Origin of the sequence: Anabaena sp. AL09 (assembly GCF_001672255.1) — a bacterium.
Lineage (GTDB): Bacteria > Cyanobacteriota > Cyanobacteriia > Cyanobacteriales > Nostocaceae > Dolichospermum > Dolichospermum lemmermannii.
Genome location: NZ_LJOQ01000041.1, coordinates 62,321 through 82,114, shown reverse-complemented (window position 1 = coordinate 82,114; position 19,794 = coordinate 62,321). Strand labels below are relative to the sequence as shown.

General features: G+C 40.1%; 30 protein-coding genes. 6 read left to right on the top strand and 24 right to left on the bottom strand.

Annotation, left to right across the window (positions count from 1 at the left end; all coding sequences use genetic code 11):
• Window positions 1-11: 11 nt before the first annotated feature.
• Both AN490_RS08500 and AN490_RS08495 read left to right on the top strand, forming a co-directional pair.
• Window positions 12-911: a M48 family metallopeptidase gene (locus tag AN490_RS08500; RefSeq protein WP_300001744.1), complete on the top strand. Its 900-nt coding sequence runs from the start codon at window positions 12-14 to the stop codon at window positions 909-911.
• Window positions 912-1,193: 282 nt separating this feature from the next.
• Complete coding sequence (locus tag AN490_RS08495) at window positions 1,194-1,694, top strand: 2TM domain-containing protein (RefSeq protein ID WP_300001741.1); 501 nt, start codon at window positions 1,194-1,196, stop codon at window positions 1,692-1,694.
• A 25-nt stretch (window positions 1,695-1,719) separates the two neighbouring features.
• On the opposite strand, the gene AN490_RS08490 is transcribed toward AN490_RS08495, so the two are convergent.
• A complete protein-coding gene (locus AN490_RS08490) occupies window positions 1,720-1,947 on the bottom strand; it encodes a hypothetical protein (protein WP_300001739.1) in 228 nt (75 codons plus the stop codon).
• A gap of 529 nt (window positions 1,948-2,476) precedes the next feature.
• Here AN490_RS08490 and AN490_RS08485 point away from each other — a divergent pair.
• Entirely contained in the window at window positions 2,477-3,061 is a 585-nt protein-coding gene (locus AN490_RS08485; RefSeq protein WP_300001736.1) for a Uma2 family endonuclease, read from the top strand.
• A gap of 65 nt (window positions 3,062-3,126) precedes the next feature.
• On the opposite strand, the gene AN490_RS08480 is transcribed toward AN490_RS08485, so the two are convergent.
• Both AN490_RS08480 and AN490_RS08475 read right to left on the bottom strand, forming a co-directional pair.
• On the bottom strand, window positions 3,127-3,417 hold the full coding sequence (locus tag AN490_RS08480) for a type II toxin-antitoxin system RelE/ParE family toxin (protein WP_300001733.1): 291 nt from the start codon (window positions 3,415-3,417) through the stop codon (window positions 3,127-3,129).
• 3 nt (window positions 3,418-3,420) lie between these two features.
• Window positions 3,421-3,651 (bottom strand): addiction module protein, encoded by a 231-nt coding sequence (locus tag AN490_RS08475; RefSeq protein WP_300001730.1) that lies wholly within the window; start codon window positions 3,649-3,651, stop codon window positions 3,421-3,423.
• Window positions 3,652-3,928: 277 nt separating this feature from the next.
• On the opposite strand from AN490_RS08475, the gene AN490_RS08470 reads away from it, so the two are divergent.
• The 3 genes from AN490_RS08470 to AN490_RS08460 all read left to right on the top strand — a co-directional run bounded on the left by AN490_RS08470 (window position 3,929) and on the right by AN490_RS08460 (window position 7,065).
• Window positions 3,929-4,174, top strand: a complete 246-nt coding sequence (locus tag AN490_RS08470; RefSeq protein ID WP_300001727.1) for a hypothetical protein — start codon at window positions 3,929-3,931, stop codon at window positions 4,172-4,174.
• A 111-nt stretch (window positions 4,175-4,285) separates the two neighbouring features.
• Window positions 4,286-6,403 (top strand): ATP-binding domain-containing protein, encoded by a 2,118-nt coding sequence (locus tag AN490_RS08465; RefSeq protein WP_300001724.1) that lies wholly within the window; start codon window positions 4,286-4,288, stop codon window positions 6,401-6,403.
• A gap of 2 nt (window positions 6,404-6,405) precedes the next feature.
• Window positions 6,406-7,065 (top strand): DUF2290 domain-containing protein, encoded by a 660-nt coding sequence (locus tag AN490_RS08460; protein WP_300001721.1) that lies wholly within the window; start codon window positions 6,406-6,408, stop codon window positions 7,063-7,065.
• Window positions 7,066-7,178: 113 nt separating this feature from the next.
• Here the strand turns inward: AN490_RS08460 and prfA are convergent, their stop codons facing one another.
• From prfA to rplN, 21 genes are all read right to left on the bottom strand, one after another.
• On the bottom strand, window positions 7,179-8,279 hold the full coding sequence (prfA, locus tag AN490_RS08455) for a peptide chain release factor 1 (protein WP_300001718.1): 1,101 nt from the start codon (window positions 8,277-8,279) through the stop codon (window positions 7,179-7,181).
• A 121-nt stretch (window positions 8,280-8,400) separates the two neighbouring features.
• Window positions 8,401-8,655: a 50S ribosomal protein L31 gene (rpmE, locus tag AN490_RS08450; RefSeq protein WP_015079185.1), complete on the bottom strand. Its 255-nt coding sequence runs from the start codon at window positions 8,653-8,655 to the stop codon at window positions 8,401-8,403.
• 135 nt (window positions 8,656-8,790) lie between these two features.
• Window positions 8,791-9,207 (bottom strand): 30S ribosomal protein S9, encoded by a 417-nt coding sequence (gene rpsI / locus AN490_RS08445; protein ID WP_015079186.1) that lies wholly within the window; start codon window positions 9,205-9,207, stop codon window positions 8,791-8,793.
• Window positions 9,207-9,659 (bottom strand): 50S ribosomal protein L13, encoded by a 453-nt coding sequence (gene rplM / locus AN490_RS08440; protein ID WP_300001711.1) that lies wholly within the window; start codon window positions 9,657-9,659, stop codon window positions 9,207-9,209. Before rplM ends, rpsI begins: the two co-directional genes overlap by 1 nt.
• 78 nt (window positions 9,660-9,737) lie before the next feature.
• Window positions 9,738-10,571, bottom strand: coding sequence for a tRNA pseudouridine(38-40) synthase TruA (gene truA, locus AN490_RS08435; protein WP_213717885.1), 834 nt, complete (start codon window positions 10,569-10,571; stop codon window positions 9,738-9,740).
• Window positions 10,572-10,656: 85 nt separating this feature from the next.
• A complete protein-coding gene (gene rplQ, locus AN490_RS08430) occupies window positions 10,657-11,007 on the bottom strand; it encodes a 50S ribosomal protein L17 (RefSeq protein ID WP_015079189.1) in 351 nt (116 codons plus the stop codon).
• Between the two features lie 35 nt (window positions 11,008-11,042).
• Window positions 11,043-11,987, bottom strand: coding sequence for a DNA-directed RNA polymerase subunit alpha (locus tag AN490_RS08425; protein ID WP_015079190.1), 945 nt, complete (start codon window positions 11,985-11,987; stop codon window positions 11,043-11,045).
• 206 nt (window positions 11,988-12,193) lie between these two features.
• On the bottom strand, window positions 12,194-12,589 hold the full coding sequence (rpsK, locus tag AN490_RS08420) for a 30S ribosomal protein S11 (protein WP_015079191.1): 396 nt from the start codon (window positions 12,587-12,589) through the stop codon (window positions 12,194-12,196).
• Window positions 12,590-12,643: 54 nt separating this feature from the next.
• Complete coding sequence (gene rpsM / locus AN490_RS08415; RefSeq protein ID WP_271835784.1) at window positions 12,644-13,024, bottom strand: 30S ribosomal protein S13; 381 nt, start codon at window positions 13,022-13,024, stop codon at window positions 12,644-12,646.
• A 106-nt stretch (window positions 13,025-13,130) separates the two neighbouring features.
• Window positions 13,131-13,244, bottom strand: a complete 114-nt coding sequence (rpmJ, locus tag AN490_RS08410; protein WP_015079193.1) for a 50S ribosomal protein L36 — start codon at window positions 13,242-13,244, stop codon at window positions 13,131-13,133.
• 116 nt (window positions 13,245-13,360) lie between these two features.
• Window positions 13,361-13,585, bottom strand: a complete 225-nt coding sequence (infA, locus tag AN490_RS08405; RefSeq protein WP_006276978.1) for a translation initiation factor IF-1 — start codon at window positions 13,583-13,585, stop codon at window positions 13,361-13,363.
• 201 nt (window positions 13,586-13,786) lie between these two features.
• Entirely contained in the window at window positions 13,787-14,341 is a 555-nt protein-coding gene (locus AN490_RS08400) for an adenylate kinase (protein ID WP_148762877.1), read from the bottom strand.
• On the bottom strand, window positions 14,341-15,654 hold the full coding sequence (secY, locus tag AN490_RS08395; RefSeq protein ID WP_015079195.1) for a preprotein translocase subunit SecY: 1,314 nt from the start codon (window positions 15,652-15,654) through the stop codon (window positions 14,341-14,343). The genes AN490_RS08400 and secY overlap by 1 nt, the downstream gene beginning before the upstream one ends.
• A gap of 174 nt (window positions 15,655-15,828) precedes the next feature.
• Complete coding sequence (rplO, locus tag AN490_RS08390; protein WP_300001698.1) at window positions 15,829-16,272, bottom strand: 50S ribosomal protein L15; 444 nt, start codon at window positions 16,270-16,272, stop codon at window positions 15,829-15,831.
• 64 nt (window positions 16,273-16,336) lie between these two features.
• Window positions 16,337-16,861, bottom strand: coding sequence for a 30S ribosomal protein S5 (gene rpsE / locus AN490_RS08385; protein ID WP_148762875.1), 525 nt, complete (start codon window positions 16,859-16,861; stop codon window positions 16,337-16,339).
• Window positions 16,862-16,944: 83 nt separating this feature from the next.
• Window positions 16,945-17,307 carry a 50S ribosomal protein L18 gene (gene rplR, locus AN490_RS08380; RefSeq protein WP_015079198.1) on the bottom strand — a complete coding sequence of 121 codons (363 nt, stop codon included), beginning with the start codon at window positions 17,305-17,307 and terminating at the stop codon, window positions 16,945-16,947.
• A 2-nt stretch (window positions 17,308-17,309) separates the two neighbouring features.
• Complete coding sequence (rplF, locus tag AN490_RS08375) at window positions 17,310-17,858, bottom strand: 50S ribosomal protein L6 (RefSeq protein ID WP_148762873.1); 549 nt, start codon at window positions 17,856-17,858, stop codon at window positions 17,310-17,312.
• An 87-nt stretch (window positions 17,859-17,945) separates the two neighbouring features.
• Window positions 17,946-18,347, bottom strand: a complete 402-nt coding sequence (gene rpsH / locus AN490_RS08370) for a 30S ribosomal protein S8 (RefSeq protein ID WP_015079200.1) — start codon at window positions 18,345-18,347, stop codon at window positions 17,946-17,948.
• Between the two features lie 20 nt (window positions 18,348-18,367).
• Window positions 18,368-18,916, bottom strand: a complete 549-nt coding sequence (rplE, locus tag AN490_RS08365) for a 50S ribosomal protein L5 (protein ID WP_168633950.1) — start codon at window positions 18,914-18,916, stop codon at window positions 18,368-18,370.
• 116 nt (window positions 18,917-19,032) lie between these two features.
• Window positions 19,033-19,383 (bottom strand): 50S ribosomal protein L24, encoded by a 351-nt coding sequence (rplX, locus tag AN490_RS08360; protein ID WP_015079202.1) that lies wholly within the window; start codon window positions 19,381-19,383, stop codon window positions 19,033-19,035.
• A complete protein-coding gene (gene rplN, locus AN490_RS08355) occupies window positions 19,383-19,751 on the bottom strand; it encodes a 50S ribosomal protein L14 (RefSeq protein WP_015079203.1) in 369 nt (122 codons plus the stop codon). Before rplN ends, rplX begins: the two co-directional genes overlap by 1 nt.
• Window positions 19,752-19,794: the final 43 nt, after the last annotated feature.

The following is a 19,794-nucleotide window of genomic DNA, read 5'->3' as shown; positions in this document are numbered from 1 at the left end:
AATTACTACCCATGACAAAAAAAATATTAACTGGACTTACTTCACAAACTTACGAACACCCCTTCGATAAAAAAGCCTTAGCTTCTTTGCAAAATATGCCTGGTCTTTCTCCTTTACTCAAAAAAGTCAACGAATATGGTATTGATCGTTTACTGAGATTACAAAGTATTGCTAGTGAAATCAGAGTCACACCTCGGAATTTTCCCCAATTGTATCAACCATTGTTAGAAGCTTGCCAAATTCTGGATGTGACAACTATTCCTGAATTGTATTTATTTCGAGGTACAGGACATATTCAAACCTATATTATTGGCGTAGAAAAACCTATTGTTGGTATTAATATAGAAGCAATGGAATGGTTAAATTATGATGAATTGCTGTTTATTTTTGGATACGAAATTGCTCGAATTAAAAGTCAGCACATGATTTATCATCAAATGTCAATTGTGATGCCAGTATTAAAGATATGGATCAGCAGTACCACATTAGGGTTAGGAGGATTGATAGCTAGTGGTGTAGAATTAGCATTATATAATTGGGTAATGATGGCAAAGTTCACTGCTGACCGGGCTGGTTTATTAGCTTGTCAGGATATTGATGTGGCAACTACCGCACTGATGAAACTTGCCGGTTTACCAGAAGAGTATTTAACTCCTCATGTGATCGAAGATTTCCTCGTTCAATCCCGCGAATTTGCTGCTAATAGTGTTGATGGTTTAGATCAAGTTACGAAAATATTAAGTTATTCAGATTCTAATCTTTCTTGGTTAGTGATGCGGACAGGGGAATTATTAAAATGGGTTGATTCAGGAGAATACAATCATGTACTTCAAGGAGAAAATGTCAACACTTCAAAAGGAGAAGAGGAAGGAGACGAAAAAGAAGGATGGAATTTTTTGACTTCTTGGTAATGGATATATGTATGATTAACGATTGCCTTGAATAATCTCTTATGCGTGGCTAAATTAGATTCCACAGGAGATGAATAAAAAAGTTTTCATAATAATGCTGCTTGAAAACCCGTAGGAGCGCAGCCCCTGCGCCCTTGCCTCATCTAATAACGGCTATATATCTTTTTCCCAACCATAACTAATTGAACACCAGATTGGTTTAAATTTGCTAACCTAGAAATGGTGTAAATATTGCTGATGGTAGCGTGGTTCTCTATTAAAACTATTATTTGAGCAACAATTATGACAGCATTTAACTCTGACAGCCTGCGTTCCTACAGTCAAGATGATGTCCAGCAAATTCTGCAATTAGCGATCGCTCGTCAAGTAGACGATAATGATCAGGAATTTTCCTATCAGCAGATAGTGGAAATTGCCACAGAGTTACAAATATCACCTGATACATTGCAACAAGCGGAACGAGATTGGTTAGTCAAACAAAGCGAAGTTGAACAACGTAAAACTTTTAATCTTTATCGTCAAAGTAAATTTAAGAAACGGTTAGGAAATTACGCAATTATTAATATTTTTTTCCTAGCTATGGATGCCATTAGTGGCGGTATTTCTTGGTCACTTTATATCTTACTAGGTTGCGGATTAGCCATATCCTTAGATATTTGGAATACTTTTCAAACCCAAGGTGAAGATTACGAAATCGCCTTTCAAAGATGGAATCGCAACCATCAAATTAAACAAACAATCAATACAGTTTTAAATAAGTGGTTTAAGATATTTAGTCCTTAAGGCTGATATTAACTGAGTTAGACCACTACTCCAGACAACTTCCATCATCATTTCCTAGTAAATCAGCGACAAAATCATCAACACTTCCTCTCTTTGCTGTACCATTATTAAAAGCCTGTTTAAGTTCCTCCGCATTAGTTAAAATTTGAGTCCGTTTTTTACCAATTCGTTGCTTTTGTAGAAACTCAAATAAATACTCTCGATCTTCTGTCGGTAAACTTTCTATAGAATTAATAATTTCCTGTAAAGTCATTATAGAACCTCCTAATCAAGTAAATCATACCTTATGCTAGTTCTATTTTAAGTCAGTCTAGGAGAGTTGGTTATGTTTCTCTGTTAAATATCCCCATTTGGCTTGTTCTGGATCAAAATCAGGTGGTGCTGGTTGGGTTTTTTCAAACCAGTTTTGCAAGGCTTTGATTTTACAGCGGTTTCCGCTCTTATGAGGTACATCTTAGCCCCCTCATCGCTTGCGGGGAGGGGGTTGGGGGTGGGGTTCTTGTACCTCATAACATCGGGAAGTGCTGTAGTTCGTCTTTTAGGTGTTTCTGGTACTGGTTCACTGGTTGGGGCTGTGGTATGATCAAGGTTATCTGTAGCTGTCCAGACTACAATTTCCACATTTCCGGGGGGGGAAATTGACGGGTTCGGTAATCAGCAAGTTACCAGATTGATCAATTTTTCCTTTGAGTTCGTATGCTTGCATGATGTTTTTCATGAGACTGTGTTTTTATATTATTTCGCGTTGAGCAAAATTCAATCTCTAAATTTGGGTTTAAATTATGATAACTACACTCATTGAACGAGAAGCAGAACCTATTTTAATTAGCGACTTAACCTGGAGAGAATTTAAAGCTGTTGAACAGCTAATTGAGCGCCCAGGGTTAAGGTTATCTTTTTTAGATGGAGTATTGGAGATTCGGAAAATGCCAGGAAAAAAACACGAAACTATCAAAGAACGTATTGGGGCTTTACTAGAAATTTATTTAGAATTTTTGGAATTAGATTTTACTCCTACTGGTTCTGTTACCCTAGAAAATGAATTTGAAAAAGTTAAAAAAGAAGGCGATAAATCTTATGAATTGGGAGCAAATAGCAAACGTGCTGATTTAGTAATTGAGGTGGTTGTTAGTAGTGGAGGAATTAATAAACTAGAAGCATATAAACGGTTACAAATTCCTGAAGTTTGGTTTTGGATGAATGATGAATTATTGTTTTATAGTTTAGGAAATGATGGTTATGAGGCTGTTAGTAAATCGCAACTTTTACCGAGTTTAGATGTAGGTTTATTGATGCGTTGTGTTAATATAGAAAATCATGCTCAAGCGCTGCGGGAATTTCGAGCAGGGATAAAAGTTACAGGATAGGATAAAAATTGTAGAAACTTCTACTCAAGATTATACCTTTGCCAACTTTTATGTGATAGTTGCTATTAAATGCGATCTTGCCAATATTTTGGTTTGCGACTACAGTGCATAACTGCTACAATTAGAATGTATTCATCTTCTATGGTATAGAGTATTCCATAGGGAAATTTATGCACTAAACACCGACGAATATCTTCATCAGTAACCGGATAGCGTTTAGGTGATTCAATAATTCGGAAAATGGCATCTTCAACAGCGTTGATAAAATTTTGTGCTGTTTCAATTTCATTTTCTGCATAAAATTGGACTGCTTCTGAGTATTCTGTTAATGCAGCCGGATGGAAATTATATTTCATTTTTCATCTTTCTAAAATTTGTCTGATTTGAGCTAAAGCTATTTCTCCAGAAATTGGCTCAACGGTATGATTTCTTATTTCATCCCGGCGTTTTTTAGCTTCTGTGTTCCAAGTCTTTTGGATATTTTCATCAATATCAGATTCTAGACTTTCAATTAGTTTTTCTACTAAAAATACTCGGCTAGAACTGGGTAAAGACAAGGCTTCGTAAATTAATTCTTCAACTGATAGCATAATTATTTATATTCCCTGTAAATTGAATTGAGAATAGGAACAAACAAAGACTTTATTCACAAACTATTTTATCATTCTTTCTGTGGAAATGTCAGATTGACGATGACAGTGTTTCTACATTATTTCGTTTTGACTAAATTGCATCGTGTATTTCTCTAGTACAACCATTTTATTTAAACTGACTATAGATTTATTTTGAGCAGTAGTCAATTATTGCTGTATTGAGTATAATTTATTTTATTAAACGCTTCTGTCAAATATAAAAAGGTAATTATCCATGTCTGAAGATTCCCAACGTAACTCTGCTGTCAATGCTGCTGCAACAACCAAGATTCACCACGTCAATTTACAGGATATATCTAAAAGCAGGGCTGCTGTGGGTGCAGTTACAACCGTACCTTTTTCCCTTCTAACTCATGCGCTGCGTGTAGTTCGAGGTGAAATTTCTGCACAGGAAGCTGTTTTCAAAAAAAATAGGCGAATCGGGAGTCATGAGAAATTGTTAGAATTAGAAGGGGGATAAGCACGGTGTTTGTTATGCTCAACAATTTAGTTAGAATGGAATCTAGTTAGAAAAAATCATCCACAAAACAGGATGATTACTCCAAATTCAAAAATAATAGAGATCAACAATATGGTTAATGTAATCCGAGGTGATGTAAATAACAAGCCAGCTTCATCTAGAAGACTAGCAAACTACTTTGAAAGTAAACGCGATATTACTGGAAGTTTATATCTAGGATATCCAATCATAGGCACTTCTCAAGGTGGTTATCCAATTGATGCACTTTTAGTATCTAAAGAGCATGGTGTGGTTATTTTTAATATTATCGAAGGAACTGATACTGACATAAATATAATACAAAATGGACAAGATGAAAGTTTCAACAAACTTGAATCTAAACTTAAGGGAAACACAAATCTTAATAAAGGTAGGAAACTAATGGTGGCTATAAATGTAGTCACATTTGCACCTACATTGATTAATAAACCAAATAATCTTTCAGAAGATTATATCGTAGTAACTAAAGAGGCTGAATTAGAAGATTATTTAAACTTTCAACATTGGGAAAATAGTCAATATTTTGAGCATCTTAACTCAGTCATACAAGCTATAACGACTATTAGAAAAAGAAACCAGCGTAATTATGTTAAACGAGAAGATTCAAGAGGTGCAAAACTAAAAAGGCTTGAAGATTCTATTGCTAATTTAGATCATGATCAAAGTGCTGCTGTGATTGAAACTGTTGAAGGTGTGCAGAGGATTAGAGGTCTTGCTGGTTCAGGCAAAACTATAGTATTGGCTCTTAAAGTTGCATATTTACACGCAAAACATCCTGATTGGAATATTGCCGTTACCTTTAATACTCGTTCATTAAAAAATCAATTTAAGCACTTTATAAACACTTTTGCTATTGAGCAGATAGGTGAAGAACCAGATTGGGAAAAAGTTAAAATCATTCATGCCTGGGGAAATCCTTTAATAGAGGGAATTTACTATGAAGTGTGTAAAAGGCATAATATTGAATATAGAGACCTAAATGCAGGCAAACAAATGGCTCGTTTATATGGTCAAGAATTTGATGCAGTTTGTGAGGAAGCACTTGATAAAATTAGCGGCTTTGAGCAGTATTTTGATGCAATATTAATTGACGAAGCTCAAGACTTTTCTAAACATTTTCTACAACTTTGTTACAACATCTTAAAGAAACCTAAAAGATTAATTTATGCTTATGATGAACTACAAAGTCTTAGCAATAAAACAATGGAGTCACCGGCAGAAATTTTCGGAAATGACAGTTATGGTAATCCTTATGTTAAACTTCAAAATAAATCAGGAGAACCCAAACAGGATATTATTTTAGAGAAATGCTATAGAAATTCTCGTCCACTTCTAACTTCTGCTCACGCATTAGGTTTTGGAATATATAGAAAAGGGGGATTAATCCAAATGTTTGATAATGCAGAATTGTGGACAGATATTGGTTATGAAATAGAAGAAGGAAATTTAGAAGATGGTAAACCTGTGAAGCTTGCTAGAAATGAAAATACTAGTCCAAAATTTCTAGAATCTCACTCAGATATTAACGACTTAATTATGTTTAAGTCATTTAATAACGACCATGAGCAAATGGAATGGTTAGTAAACGAAATAGAGAAAAATATTGGCGAAGATGAATTAAAATATGATGATATTATGATAATTCACTGTAACCCGCTTACAACCCGTAGTGCTGTTGGAAATCCTAGAGCTTTATTAAAGGACAGAGGAATTAACTCTAAACTGACTGGAGTAGCAAGTTCACCAGATGATTTTTTTGGTGATAAAGAAATTACTTTCACAGGAATCTATAGAGCAAAAGGAAATGAAGCTGCAATGGTGTATGTTATAAATGCTCATGAATGTTTCTCTGGTTCAGAACTTGCTAGAAAGAGAAATATTTTATTTACTGCTATTACCAGAAGTAAAGCTTGGATCAGAGTATTAGGTTACGGTGAAGATATGAGAGGTTTAGTACAAGAATTTGAAGAAGTTAAAAGAAGAAACTTTGTTCTGGGATTTACTTATCCTACAGACAATGAGCGAAAAAATATGAATGTTATCAATAGAGATATAAATTCTAAAGAACGGGAAAATATTACAAAGCAACGGAAGAAGATAAAAGAGTTAGTTCAAGGTTTAGAAACAGGTGCAATACAAAAAGAAGATTTCCAAGAGGAAATGGAAAAATTAAAAGACCTTATTTCATAAAAATGATTAGTCATCAAAAAATTCTTGAAGAAATTCAGACTATTACTACAAAACTAATACAAATGAGTTTGTCTGAACGACAAAATTTTCCGTCATGTGTATCTATTGGTAAAGATAGTTATGAGATTGCATATTCTGGTATACAGGATCTTTCAATAGCATTAAAAAACATTGAGTACAAACAAATATATCAGGAATTAGACAAGGGTAAAAACTACAATTTTAAGATGGTTGATGGTGCATTAATACAACTTTTGTACACCTATAAAAATTCTGAATTGGTTTCACATAGGCTTGCCTTTTTACCCTCACCATTTTTAGAAGACTTTCAAAATAATCCTGAAATTTATGAAACAGAAGAAATATATGCGGATATAATAGCAAGAAATATATTACCTATACCAATTAGATTTGATTATGATCCAGATAACCATCAGGAGTTAGATCACCCGAAATGCCATTTAACGTTAGGGCAATTTGAAAACTGTAGAATACCTGTTTGTTCCCCTATTTCACCAAATACTTTTATATCCTTTATTCTTCGTAGTTTTTACAATACCGCTTTTAGGAAGTTTACAAGTGATTATACTTTTTCCAGCAACCTTTTCAATGAAACAATAACTCTCAAAGAGAAAAAAGTATTACATATAGCTATTTATTAATAAATAATGAAAATGAGGAATAAAAGCAATCAATGCTTCCCATTCCCATAAGAAAACCGCCTGTAAGTCCAAAAAATAACAACAAGCGGTTTTCTAGATATTTAGGAAGTAAATTAGCTACTAGAACCAGAAGCGGCTAATTCTGCTAACCGTTCTTGTTGATCTTGCGATATACAAGATTGAATTACCGTCTCTATATCACCTTCCAAAACAGGGTTAAGGGTAAAATTTTGACCTAAACGATGGTCAGTCACCCGGCTATCTTTATAATTGTAAGTACGAATTTTTTCCGAACGAGAACCAGTCCCGACTTGCGATCGCCGCATGGAAGTCACAGCATCTTGTTGTTCTCGCAATTTCAACTCATACAACTTAGCCCGGAGGATTTGCATCGCCCGTTCTTTATTCTGCAACTGACTTCGTTCTTCAGTACAGAAAATCCGAATCCCAGTGGGTTTGTGGAACAAATCAGCCGCAGTTTCCACCTTATTCACGTTTTGTCCACCCGCACCACCAGAACGCGCCGTACTCATTTCAATATCTTTCGGGTCAATATGGATTTCCACCTCATCCACTTCTGGCATAATCGCTATAGTCGCCGTCGAAGTGTGAACCCTTCCTCCCGATTCCGTTGCTGGTACACGCTGAACACGATGCACACCAGATTCAAACTTCAGCTTACTATAAACACTATCACCTTGAATTTCTAGAATTACTTCTTTAAACCCGCCCATTTCTCCCAAGGATTCGCTGACTAGCTTCACCTTCCAACCTTGGACATCAGAATAGCGAGAATACATCCGCAGTAAATCTCCCGCCCAAATACTCGCTTCATCACCACCAGTCCCAGCGCGAATTTCCAACATGATATTTTTATCATCGTTGGGGTCACGGGGTATCAGCAACACTTTTAAGCGATTTTCTAGATATTCCAGCTTTTCCTCTAGTTCGCTGACTTCCAATGCTGCCATTTGTTGCAACTCTAGATCGCTATTTGACTCTTTGAGGATCTGACGCGCTCCTACTAATTCATCTTGGGTTGTTTTCCAAGTTTCATAGGTATCAACTACCTCTTCCAAGGAAGAACGAGACTTGGCAATTTTTTGATACTCATCAGGATTACTAGCGGTATCAGGATCGGCTAAACGGCGTGTTAATTCATTAAATGTTTGTTCAACAGATTTAAGTTTATCCAGTAAATATATTTCTGCCATGATGACTACATAAGCTCCTAAAAAATAACAAGTGGGCTACTGCATTAAATGACAAGCGACCCAGCACTATGCAGGGTCGTCTATGGCTTCCGCCATGCTATCAATAGTTACAGCCAACCAGCTACTTTTGATTATCGTCGCCAGTTTGAGTTTCAGTTTCAGTTTGAGTGCTGGACATACCATATTTACGGAGGAAGCGTTCTACACGGCCTTCAGTATCAATCATTTTCTGAGTACCAGTGTAAAAGGGGTGATTTCCAGACCAAACATCTACGTGTAATTCTGGTTTGGTAGCACCAATGGTCATAATAACTTGACCATTACAGTAGACTTTAGCGTCTGGATACCATTTGGGATGAATATCAGGTTTAGCCATTGTTTTTTGTTGCGAATCTATATAAATTGTGACTGGGGATTGGGGACTGGGGATTGGGGATTGGGGACTGGGGACTGGGGACTGGGTAAAAGTTTTTCCTTCTGAACTCCTGACTCCTGACTCCTGACTCCTATCTTAACGTTTGGAGTATTGAGGTGCTTTGCGGGCTTTGTGCAAACCGTATTTCTTCCGTTCTTTAGCTCGTGGGTCACGAGTTAAATAACCTTCAGTTTTCAGCGGTGAACGGTTATCTGGGTCAAGTTGACACAAAGCGCGGGCAACTCCTAGACGAATAGAATCAGCCTGTCCAGTTAAGCCACCACCTTCGGCTTTCACCAAAATGTCGTATTCGCTTTCTAATCCCAAGGTTTCCAAAGGTGCTTTAATAGCTCCTAAGTAGTTGGGATTGAATTGGAAATACAAATCTCCATCTTTGCCATTAACAGTCATTTTCCCTTCACCGGGAACTAGACGGACACTAGCAACTGAACATTTACGGCGACCAGTACCCCAGTAAACGGCACGACCGCTAGTAGTTTCTGCTACTTGCATTAATTTTCTCCAGGAATTGTACTAATTGTGATTTCTTTGGGTAGTTGTGCTGCATGAGGATGAGTTGGGCCTGCATACACTTTCAGCTTGGTAAATAATTGCTTACCCAAACTATTTTTAGGTAACATACCTTTAATAGCGTGTTCAAGGATTCTTTCGGGTAAGCGCTGTTGCAACTTAGCGAAAGTTTCTGTTTTCATCCCACCAGGACGGCCGGAATGACGACGGTAAACTTTTTGGGTGCGCTTTTTACCTGTAACTGCCACTTTCTCAGCATTGATAATAATGACAAAATCCCCTGTATCCATATGGGGTGTAAATTCAGGTTTCTTTTTGCCTCTGAGGATCATTGCAACTTCGGTAGCAAGACGACCCAGACGTTTATCTGTAGCGTCTACTAAGTACCAATCGCGCTCAATAGATGCTTGAGGGGGAAGGTAGGTTTTACTCATTTTTTTTGTCAGTTGTCAGTTGTCAGTTGTTAGTTGTCAGTTGTCAGTTGTCAGTTGTCAATTGTCAGTTGTCAATTGTCAGTTGTCATGATCCATGACTAGGTATGGTTGGGTGTCATACCAAATTTTTGGGGGAAAGGGAAAATCGGGATAACCGACTCTCAACAAGCATAACCCGTGAGCAGGTGCAGAATATTTCACTTCTTCCCGGCGTTCTTGTTGCCAGATGTCGGTGAAGTCATCTAGAGTCCGCTGACCAGAACCTACTTGTACTACCATTCCGATTAATAGCCTCACCATGCCATATAAAAATCCATTAGCCTGAATTTCAATATGGATAAATGCTCCACTACGACGGCATTCTACAGCTTGCACTTCTACCCAGGAATGCGATCGCGCTGACCCAGCCCGTTCAAAAGCAGATAAATGGTGTTTTCCCAGTAGCGGTTTCAGGGCAGATGTAATTAAGGCTTCATCCAAGGGGGCATAATAATAATGCCAACTGAAAGGTTGCGCGAATAAATTCGGTAAATTTTCAGTATAGATAGTGTAGCGATATCGTCGGTAAACTGCGCTAAAACGAGCGTGCCAACTTTCACTTACACCTGCTGATGCCCTGATCAATATCCCTGGGGGCAAATAGCCATTGAGAACCTTTGCCCACCTGTGAGCAGGAATTGAACCTGTAGCTTCAAAATGGGCTACTTGAGCGGCAGCATGGACTCCAGAATCAGTTCTACCTGCTCCGTGGAGTGTCACATGATACCCTAGAACAGTGGCTATAGCTGTTTCTATCTCTTCTTGGACAGTGCGCTGTCCTTTTTGTCTTTGCCAGCCGTGAAAATGAGTACCTATGTACTGAATAACCAAGGCTACTCGCTGAGTAGAATTATGCTGGCTGCTTTCTAACATAGTTGTTTGTCAGTCGTCAGTTGTCAGTTGTCAGTTGTTTTTTATTTGCTACTGACCAATGACCAATGACTAATGACTAATAACTTTAAACTAGTTCAATAATCGCCATTTCAGCATGATCACCGCGACGGGGGACGGTATGCAGAATGCGAGTATAACCACCTTGACGGTCAGCATACCGAGTTGGGGCTTGCTCGAATAGTGCATGAACCAGAGTTTTGTCGTAGATATAACCTAACGCCTTTCGACGTGATGCTAAAGAGCCATCTTTAGCTAGGGTAATCATTTTATCTACTTCACTGCGGACAACTTTAGCTCTGATTAAAGTTGTAGTAATTCGACCATGACGTACCAACTCTGTTGTCAAAGCTCTGAGAAGAGCGCGACGTTGATCCGCTGGTTTACTAAGTTTTTTGACTCGGCAACGATGGCGCATAATAATGCAAAGAGTGAATTATTAATGGTTTTGATTTAGCTAGGCTTAGAGCTTCTTTCTTGAGGTAAAGTAATACCTAAGCGACGCTGTAAAGCTTCCACTACTTCTTCCGCTGACTTTTGACCAAAGTTTTTGATTTCTAAAAGGTCTTCTTGGGTGTAATCCAATAAGTCGGCTACGGAATTTACTTGAGCGCGTTTGAGACAGTTATAAGCTCTGACAGATAACTGTAATTCTTCAATCGGAATTTGCGCGGTGGGATCATCTGGGATATCTGAACCTGTATCCGTTGGTTCTAAGGAGATATCTTTCAGTGGGTTGAATAAATCTACCAAAATTCCAGCGGCAGATGATAGTGCTTCTTGAGGAGAAATACTACCATTAGTCCATACTTCCAACAGTAGTCGGTCTTTCAAAGAACCATCGTCACGGGTTTCTTCAACACTATAGTTGACTTTCCGTACGGGCATAAACACTGAGTCAATTTGGAGAAAATCCAAAGATGTGGCTTCTTCTCTGCCTCGTTCTACAGTCCTGTAGCCTTTGCCTTTCTCAATCCGAAATTCCATTTCCAGTTTTCCACCTTCAGCAATGGTGGCGATATACTGGGTCGGGTCAATCACTTCTACTTCACTAGGTAAGTCGAAATGCGCTACAGTAACTGTTGCTGGTCCGTTCACGAGTAAGCGACCAATTTGGGGTTGAGAAGAATAACTCTTGAGAATGACATCCTTCATTCGCATGAGGATTTCTAGTACGTCTTCTCTTACCCCTGGAACTGTCGCAAACTCATGGCTAACACCAGCAATTCTCACCGCTGTTACTGATGTCCCTTCTAAGTTAGAAAGTAAAACCCGCCGCAACGCGTTACCAACAGTTGTCCCTTGACTGCGCTCTAGGGGTTCTAGAACGAACTTACTGTAATAGCTCCGACTTTCCTCAGCATTAGACTCTACACATTCAATTTGAAACTGAGCCACGGAGTAGCCTCCCTTGTTAAGGTGCTGCTAGAAGACAAATTAATTGCTTCTCAAATTTTCTTGAAAGCGAACTTATTTACCCCACGCGTCTAAATTCAACAAGTATTCGCTTGGGGAAAATAGTTCAAAATTACCAGCCACAGAGGGCATTGTTGATGATTTCCCAAGGGTTCTAGCTTTTGGCTTGATTACCCAATAGGTTCTGTTTAAACTCGACGGCGCTTGGGTGGACGGCAACCGTTGTGGGGAATTGGGGTAATATCTCGAATGAGTGTAATTTCCAATCCTGCACCTTGAAGCGCCCGAATAGCGGTTTCTCTACCTGCACCGGGACCACTCACCATGACTTCGATTTGCCGCATTCCTTGGTCTGTGGCTCGTCTAGCTGCGCTTTCAGCAGCGGTTTGTGCAGCAAAGGGAGTTCCCTTTTTTGCCCCTTTAAATCCACTAGAACCAGCACTTGCCCAGGAGATAACATCTCCATTTTGATCGGTAATCGTGACAATGCTATTGTTGAAGGTAGACTGAATGTAGGCAACCCCATTGGGTACGTTCCGTTTCTGCTTTTTGCTCCCGGATTTTTTCGTTGGTTGTCTGGCCATATTTCTTTAGTGAATTTAAGGTACAACTTGCTAATTGCAGCAAGTTTAGAAAAATTATTTGCCAGGGGCTTTCTTCTTACCAGCCACTGTTTGTCTTCTACCACGTCTGGTTCTAGCGTTGGTACGGGTTCTTTGCCCACGCACTGGTAAGCCCATGCGGTGTCTACGCCCTCTGTAGCAGCCAATATCAATCAAACGCTTAATATTTAGTCCTTCTAAGCGGCGTAAATCTCCTTCAACCTGATAGTTGCTTTCGATTTCTCCTCTGAGAGCGGCTACATCAGCATCAGATAGGTCTTTTACGCGGATATCTGGATTTACGCCAGTAGCTGCGAGAATTTGATGTGATCTAGTTAAGCCAATTCCGTAAATGTATGTTAGACCAATTTCTACCCGCTTATCGCGGGGAAGGTCTACGCCGGAAATCCGTGCCACAATGAATCTCTCCCTATTGTTTTCGTAGTTGCAGTTAGCAAAGTGCGATATCGTGGCCTTAGCCGTTGAATTGTCGCGGGTTTAACTTTGCTTTGATAGATAGTTTCTATCCTTGGCGTTGTTTGTGTTTGGGATTTTCACAAATCACCATCACGCGACCACGACGCTTGATCACGCTGCACTTTTCACAAATTTTCTTAACTGAGGCTCTGACTTTCATGCCTTTAAAATTGACTCCAAATAGTAAATTATAGCATTTCTAGAAGAAATATTTCAGTTATGTAACTAGAAAAAGACCAGTTGATTTATGTATGGTAAGATTCTCTGTTATTGATTTTATTTCTTCCGCAGGCGATAGGTGATTCTACCTTTGGTTAAGTCGTAGGGTGTTAATTCAACTTTGACGCGATCGCCAGGTAAAATCTTGATGTAATTACGGCGAATTTTCCCAGAAATGTGTGCCAGGACATTAAAGCCGTTATCTAAGTCAACACGAAACATTGCATTAGGCAACGATTCGGTGACAGTCCCTTCCATTTCAATTAAATCTTGCTTAGACAAGTTTTTTCCTCAACTCAATAATCTCCTGTTGTCCTTGTCCACTTTCATGGCAAGAACACAATTGGAGAAAAATATCAACAGTTTAATAATATATCTTAGCTAAAATTGACTTACGCCTGGCTTGGAAGATAGGGGCGAGGTAATAAGGCAATGGAAAAATTTTTTCTCTCTGCCGACATAGACCGCTACCCCTGAATTTCTTTAAGCAGCTATGATATTTTTCAAATCAGTAAAAACTTCTTCTTGGGACTGATTACCGTTGACTGTTAGGAGTTTTTGGCGATCGCTGTAAAAGTTAATCAAGGGTGCAGTATCATCACGGTAGACTTCCAAGCGCCGACGAATCACTTCTTCAGTATCATCTTTTCGTCCGCGTCCTAGTAGCCGAGTAATGACAGTTTCATCTGGTGCATCCAGATTGACTACCTTTTCACCACCCTGTCCTAGACTTTTAAGTAATTCTGCTAGAAACTCTGCTTGTGTAACTTTACGAGGAAAGCCGTCCAAAATCCAACCTGTTTTAGTATCTGATTGTTGCAGGCGTTCCTTTACCATATCTTCTACTAATTTATCGGGGACTAATTCGCCTTTATCCATGAAACTTTGGGCTTGCATTCCCAAAGTTGTTTTCTCCTGAATAGCTTGACGTAAAATGTCACCTGTAGAAATATGGGGAATCTGCAAAAATGCAGCCAAGGTTTGAGCTTGAGTTCCTTTACCAGCACCCGGTGGTCCCAAGAAGATTAATCGCGTCACTATTGTTTCACCATTCCTTCATAACGCTGAGAGATGACGTAAGTTTGGATTTGTTTAGCCGTGTCAATTGCCACACCAACCAAAATTAACAAAGATGTTGCCCCCAGTCCTTTAAAGGTGGGAACTTTTAAGGCACTTTCTACGGCCGTGGGAATAATTGCCACTAAACCTAGAAAGATAGCTCCTAAAAAAGTCAGGCGATTTGTCACCCGTTCAATATACTCACTAGTAGCTTTTCCGGGACGAATACCGGGAATACTAGAACCCATTTTTTTCAAATTCTGAGCCACATCTACTGGGTTGAGAATCAACGAAGAATAGAAATAGCTGAAGAAAACAATGGAAGTTAAGTAAACGAGAGCATATACCCAAGGTGCAGAACCACCTGGACTTAAATAGGTATTAACAATGTTTGCTAATTCGGGATTCTTAGTGAAATTGGCGACTAAAAGTGGCAAACTCAGGATTGCGGCTGCGAAAATAATCGGCATTACCCCACCAGAGTTGAGACGTAGGGGTAAATAACTCCGCTGTTCTGCTAAAACTCTTCTACCTACTTGACGACGGGCAGAAATAATGGGGATGCGGCGCATTCCTTCTTGTACGAACACAATACCCACGATTGTGAACATAAAAACCACTACAAGAACGATGACGCGCCCGACTATTTCCCGTCCACCAACTTGTACCAAGTCAATGGTATCGCCGAGAGACTTGGGTAAAGATGCCACAATGTTGACAAAAATCAACAAAGATGCCCCATTACCAATACCCCGTTCTGTAATCAGTTCAGATGCCCACATGACGAACATTGAACCAGCAGTGAGAGCGATCGCCGTTTCTGCTACGAATATCGGACCTGGTGTTTTGGCAAATTGTTGGAGAAATAATGCCGAAAAAGCCACACTTTGAATAATTGCCCAAATTACAGTCACATAGCGGGTAATTTGTGATATTTTCCGCCGACCTGCTTCGCCTTCATTTTTCTGGAGATTTTCTAAAGATGGCAGAGCAGAAGTGAGTAATTGGATAATAATGGACGCATTAATAAAGGGCAAAATCCCTAAAGCAAAGACACCTAAAGTAGAGAGTCCCCGCCCAGAGAATATATCCAATAAACCAAAGATGGAATTGTTGCCCGATATAGCTTCAGCAAACTTAGGTCTATCAATTCCTGGAACAGGCAAAAAGATACCCAGGCGAACCAAAATTAAAATACCGACAGTGACAAGCAGCCTACCTCTCAGTCCGGCTGCTTGCGCCATCTGCATAAAAGTTTCTTGAGCCGTTGGGGCTTTGTCTCGACTGATCATAGAGTTTTACCTTTGAAGTCCTAACTATGATTTACGTGATTCATTATGATGAAGATGATTAAGCCGTCTGAACTGTGATTTTTGTGATTTATTTGATGAAGATGATTATCCTAATCACATTCATCATCCTAATCATATAAATCATCTTAATCATAAAAATCATAGTTCAGACTTTTATGCAGCTTCACAACTTCCACCAGCAGCCTCGATTTTGATTCGAGCTTGGCCTGTGAAAGCAGCAGCTTTTACCTGAAGAGGAACATTCAATTCCCCATTCCCCAAAATTTTCAATGGACCTTTAACAGCGGTCAGGATACCTGCCTCTTTTAATGATTCCAAAGTTACTTCTGAGTTAGCAGGTAAATCATTTAATTTCTCTACATTAATCGTAGTGTAGATTCTCCGGTTCATCAGGGGGAAACCCTTGAGTTTAGGTATCCGGCGGTACAATGGCTGTTGACCACCTTCAAAACCTGGTCTTGTCCCACTACCAGAACGGGATTTTTGACCACGCATCCCTAAACCAGCACTAGCACCTTGTCCAGCAGAAATACCTCTACCTACACGCTTACGGCGTTTTTTAGAGCCTTTTTGGGGCTTAACATCATTAAGTCTCATTTTGGTTTGTGATTTTAGATTTTAGATTTTGGATTTTAGATTGAGAATCTGATACAAAGACTGACTAAATATAGAGTTTCTCAATGGCGATACCGCGATCTTCAGCAACTTCACTTAATGTTCGCAGGGTAGATAGAGCGTTGACTGCTGCTCTGGCGTTGTTCAAAGGGTTGTTTGAACCTAGTTGTTTAGCGAGAATATTACGTATTCCTGCTAACTCTAATACAGTCCGTACAGCACCCCCGGCAATTACCCCTGTACCTGGTGCGGCTGGGCGCATCATGACTTTAGCACCGCCACCAACACCATCAATGGGGTGAGGAATAGAATTGGATTTGGTGATTGGGATGTCAATTAGATGTTTTTTACCATCAGCGACACCTTTTTTAACTGCACCAATTACATCTGATGCCTTACCAACTCCGACTCCAACTTGTCCACGTTCATTACCGACGACGACAATGGCACGGAAGCTGAGTTTTTTACCACCTTTGACGACTTTACTCACCCGGCGGATTTGGATAACTCGCTCTTGCCAGGTGGTTTCTTCTTTTTTTGTACGGCTTGCTTTACGACGACCGGTTACCATAATCAATGCTCTCTTTTAGTTGTCAGTTGTCAGTTGTCAGTTGTCAGTTGTCAGTTGCTACTGACTATTGACTACTGACGGACTTAGAAATCTAAACCAGCCTCGCGTGCCGCCTCGGCTAAGGCTTTGACGCGACCATGATAGAGGTTGCCACCACGGTCAAAAACGACTTTAGTGATGCCTTTTTCTAGGGCGCGGACAGCTACCAGTTTACCAACTTGCACTGATGCGTCACAGTTGGCACCGGAAGCGATGCTAGATTTCAATTCTGGTTCTACGGTTGATGCCGCCACTATAGTTTCCTGCTTGGCATCATCAATCAATTGAGCATAAATATGCTCATTGGATCGAAATATGGACAAACGTGGACGTTCTGGGGAACCGTTGACTTTGCTACGAACGCGCCGATGACGACGTTGTTTTGATTCTTTGCGTGTAAGTTTCATATTTACTTCTTACCACCCTTACCAGTCTTACCAGCTTTGCGTCTGACCACTTCACCTGCATAGCGAATACCTTTACCTTTGTAGGGTTCAGGTGGACGAACGGCACGAATTTTAGCTGCTGTGTTGCCGACAATTTCTTTGTCATAACCGCTGACTATGACATTAGTTGTCCCTTCTACCGCAAATTGAACTCCTGCTGGAGGTTCAATTTGGACTTGATGGCTATAACCCATATTTAAAACTAGGTTACTGCCTTGAAGTTGGGCGCGATAACCAACCCCTTGGATTTCCAAGCGACGTTGAAAACCCTGGGATACTCCCTCCACCATGTTGGCCACTAGGGTGCGGCTCAAACCGTGCATTTGTCTGGAGGTACGGGTTTCATCCCGACGAGTAACTATCAATGTTTCTCCTTCTTGGGAGACTATGACATTTTTAGGTAGTTGACGGGAAAGTTCGCCTTTAGGACCTTTCACTACTACTTTGACACCATCAATCGCCACTTGCACTTTGGCGGGAATGGTAATTGGACGTTTACCAATACGAGACATGATTTTTTGTTCTTTGTCAGTTGTTTTTTGTCAGTTGTCAGTTGTTGGTTGTTTTGCCACTGACCAATGACCAATGACCAATGACGACTACCAAACGTGGCAAAGCACTTCACCGCCTAGATTTTGGCGGCGTGCTTCGCGGTCAGTCATAATCCCACTGGATGTAGAAATAATGGCAATACCGATACCGCCTAGCACTCTTGGTAATTCTTTTCTATTGGAGTAAACACGCAAACCTGGTTTACTCACTCGTTTTAGGGCAGTGATTAGGGGTTGGCGATTTTTACCTTTGTATTTCAGGGAAATAACTAGGTTCCGCTTAATTCCTTCTCCTGCTTCTTCAACTTCCGCAATGAAGCCTTCTTCTCGCAGTACCTTGGCAATATTACGAGTCATCTTTGTAGCTGGTACTTGCGTAGTTTGATGCCTTGCCATATTGGCATTGCGGATGCGCGTCAGCATATCTGCAATTGTGTCGTTAGCCGCCATCGTTCCCTCTTTAGATGAACTTATTGATCGCGAAAGGGCATTCCCATTTCCTTAAGTAAGGCGCGGCCCTCTTCGTCGGTTTTTGCCGTGGTGATGATAGAAATATCTAAACCCCGGACTTGATCGATTCTGTCATATTCCACTTCTGGAAAAATTAGCTGTTCCCGCACACCTAGAGTGTAGTTGCCACGGCCGTCAAAGCTTTTGGGGCTGACACCGCGAAAGTCTCTGATTCTGGGTAGTGTGAGGTTAATCAGACGATCTAAGAAAGCGTACATCCGTTCGCCTCTTAGTGTCACCATAATCCCTACAGGCATACCTTGACGAATTTTAAAGCCGGCGATCGCTTTCTTTGCCCGTGTTACCACAGGTTTTTGTCCAGTAATCAGGGCAATTTCGCTGATAGATGCCTCTAGTGATTTAGCGTTTTGAGCAGATTCTCCCAAACCTCTGTTGATAGTTATCTTAATCACCTTAGGCACTTGATGCACGTTGGTGTATTCAAACTGAGTAATCAATTTGGGAGTAATTGTCTCTTGATATACGGTTTTAAGTCGTGTTTTCGCCATAGTGTTTGTCCTTATATCCCCTGGGCTTGGTCAGGGTCGCTTTCCTCCAATTAAAAATGCCAAATTAAAAATTAAAAATTGAAATTGCGAATTTTTTAATTTTTAATTCTTAATTTTTAATTGGTGAGAATTTCACCTGTTTTTTTGAGCATTCTCACTTTCTTGCCTTCGGCGGTGAAAGTGTAGCAAACGCGACTAGCGACGTTTTGCTTGGTGGAATAGAGCATCACATTGGAGCTATGAATGGGGTACTCCTGGGTGACTATTTGCCCTGATTCACCTTCTTGTTGAGGTTTCACGTGCTTGGTTTTAAAGTTGACACCTTTGACAAGGACTTTGCTCAATTGTGGTAGTGCTTTAATCACTTCCCCAACTTTACCCTTATCTTTGCCAGCGATGACTTGGACAGTATCACCGGTTTTGACGTGCATTTTATGAAAAACTTTGGGTTGTGGGCGCTTTGCCATTACAGCACCTCCGGAGCCAGAGAAACAATTTTAGTAAAGTTTTTGTCGCGCAGTTCACGAGCTACCGGACCAAATACCCTTGTACCTCTAGGATTACCTTCTTTATTGATAATCACTGCGGCGTTATCGTCAAAACGGATAGCCATGCCACTGTCACGACTAATAGCTTTACGAGTACGCACAATTACTGCTTCTACCACATCTGACTTTTTTACAGCCATGTTGGGTGAAGACTCTTTGACAACAGCGATAATTCTATCGCCTACGCCACCATAACGGCGGTTACCTGCACCTAATACGCGGATGCACATTAGTTTTTTAGCACCGCTATTATCTGCGACATTCAGATAAGATTGGGGTTGAATCACAACTGGTCTCTCTTTTAGGGTCGTTGTAGCTGATAGTACAACT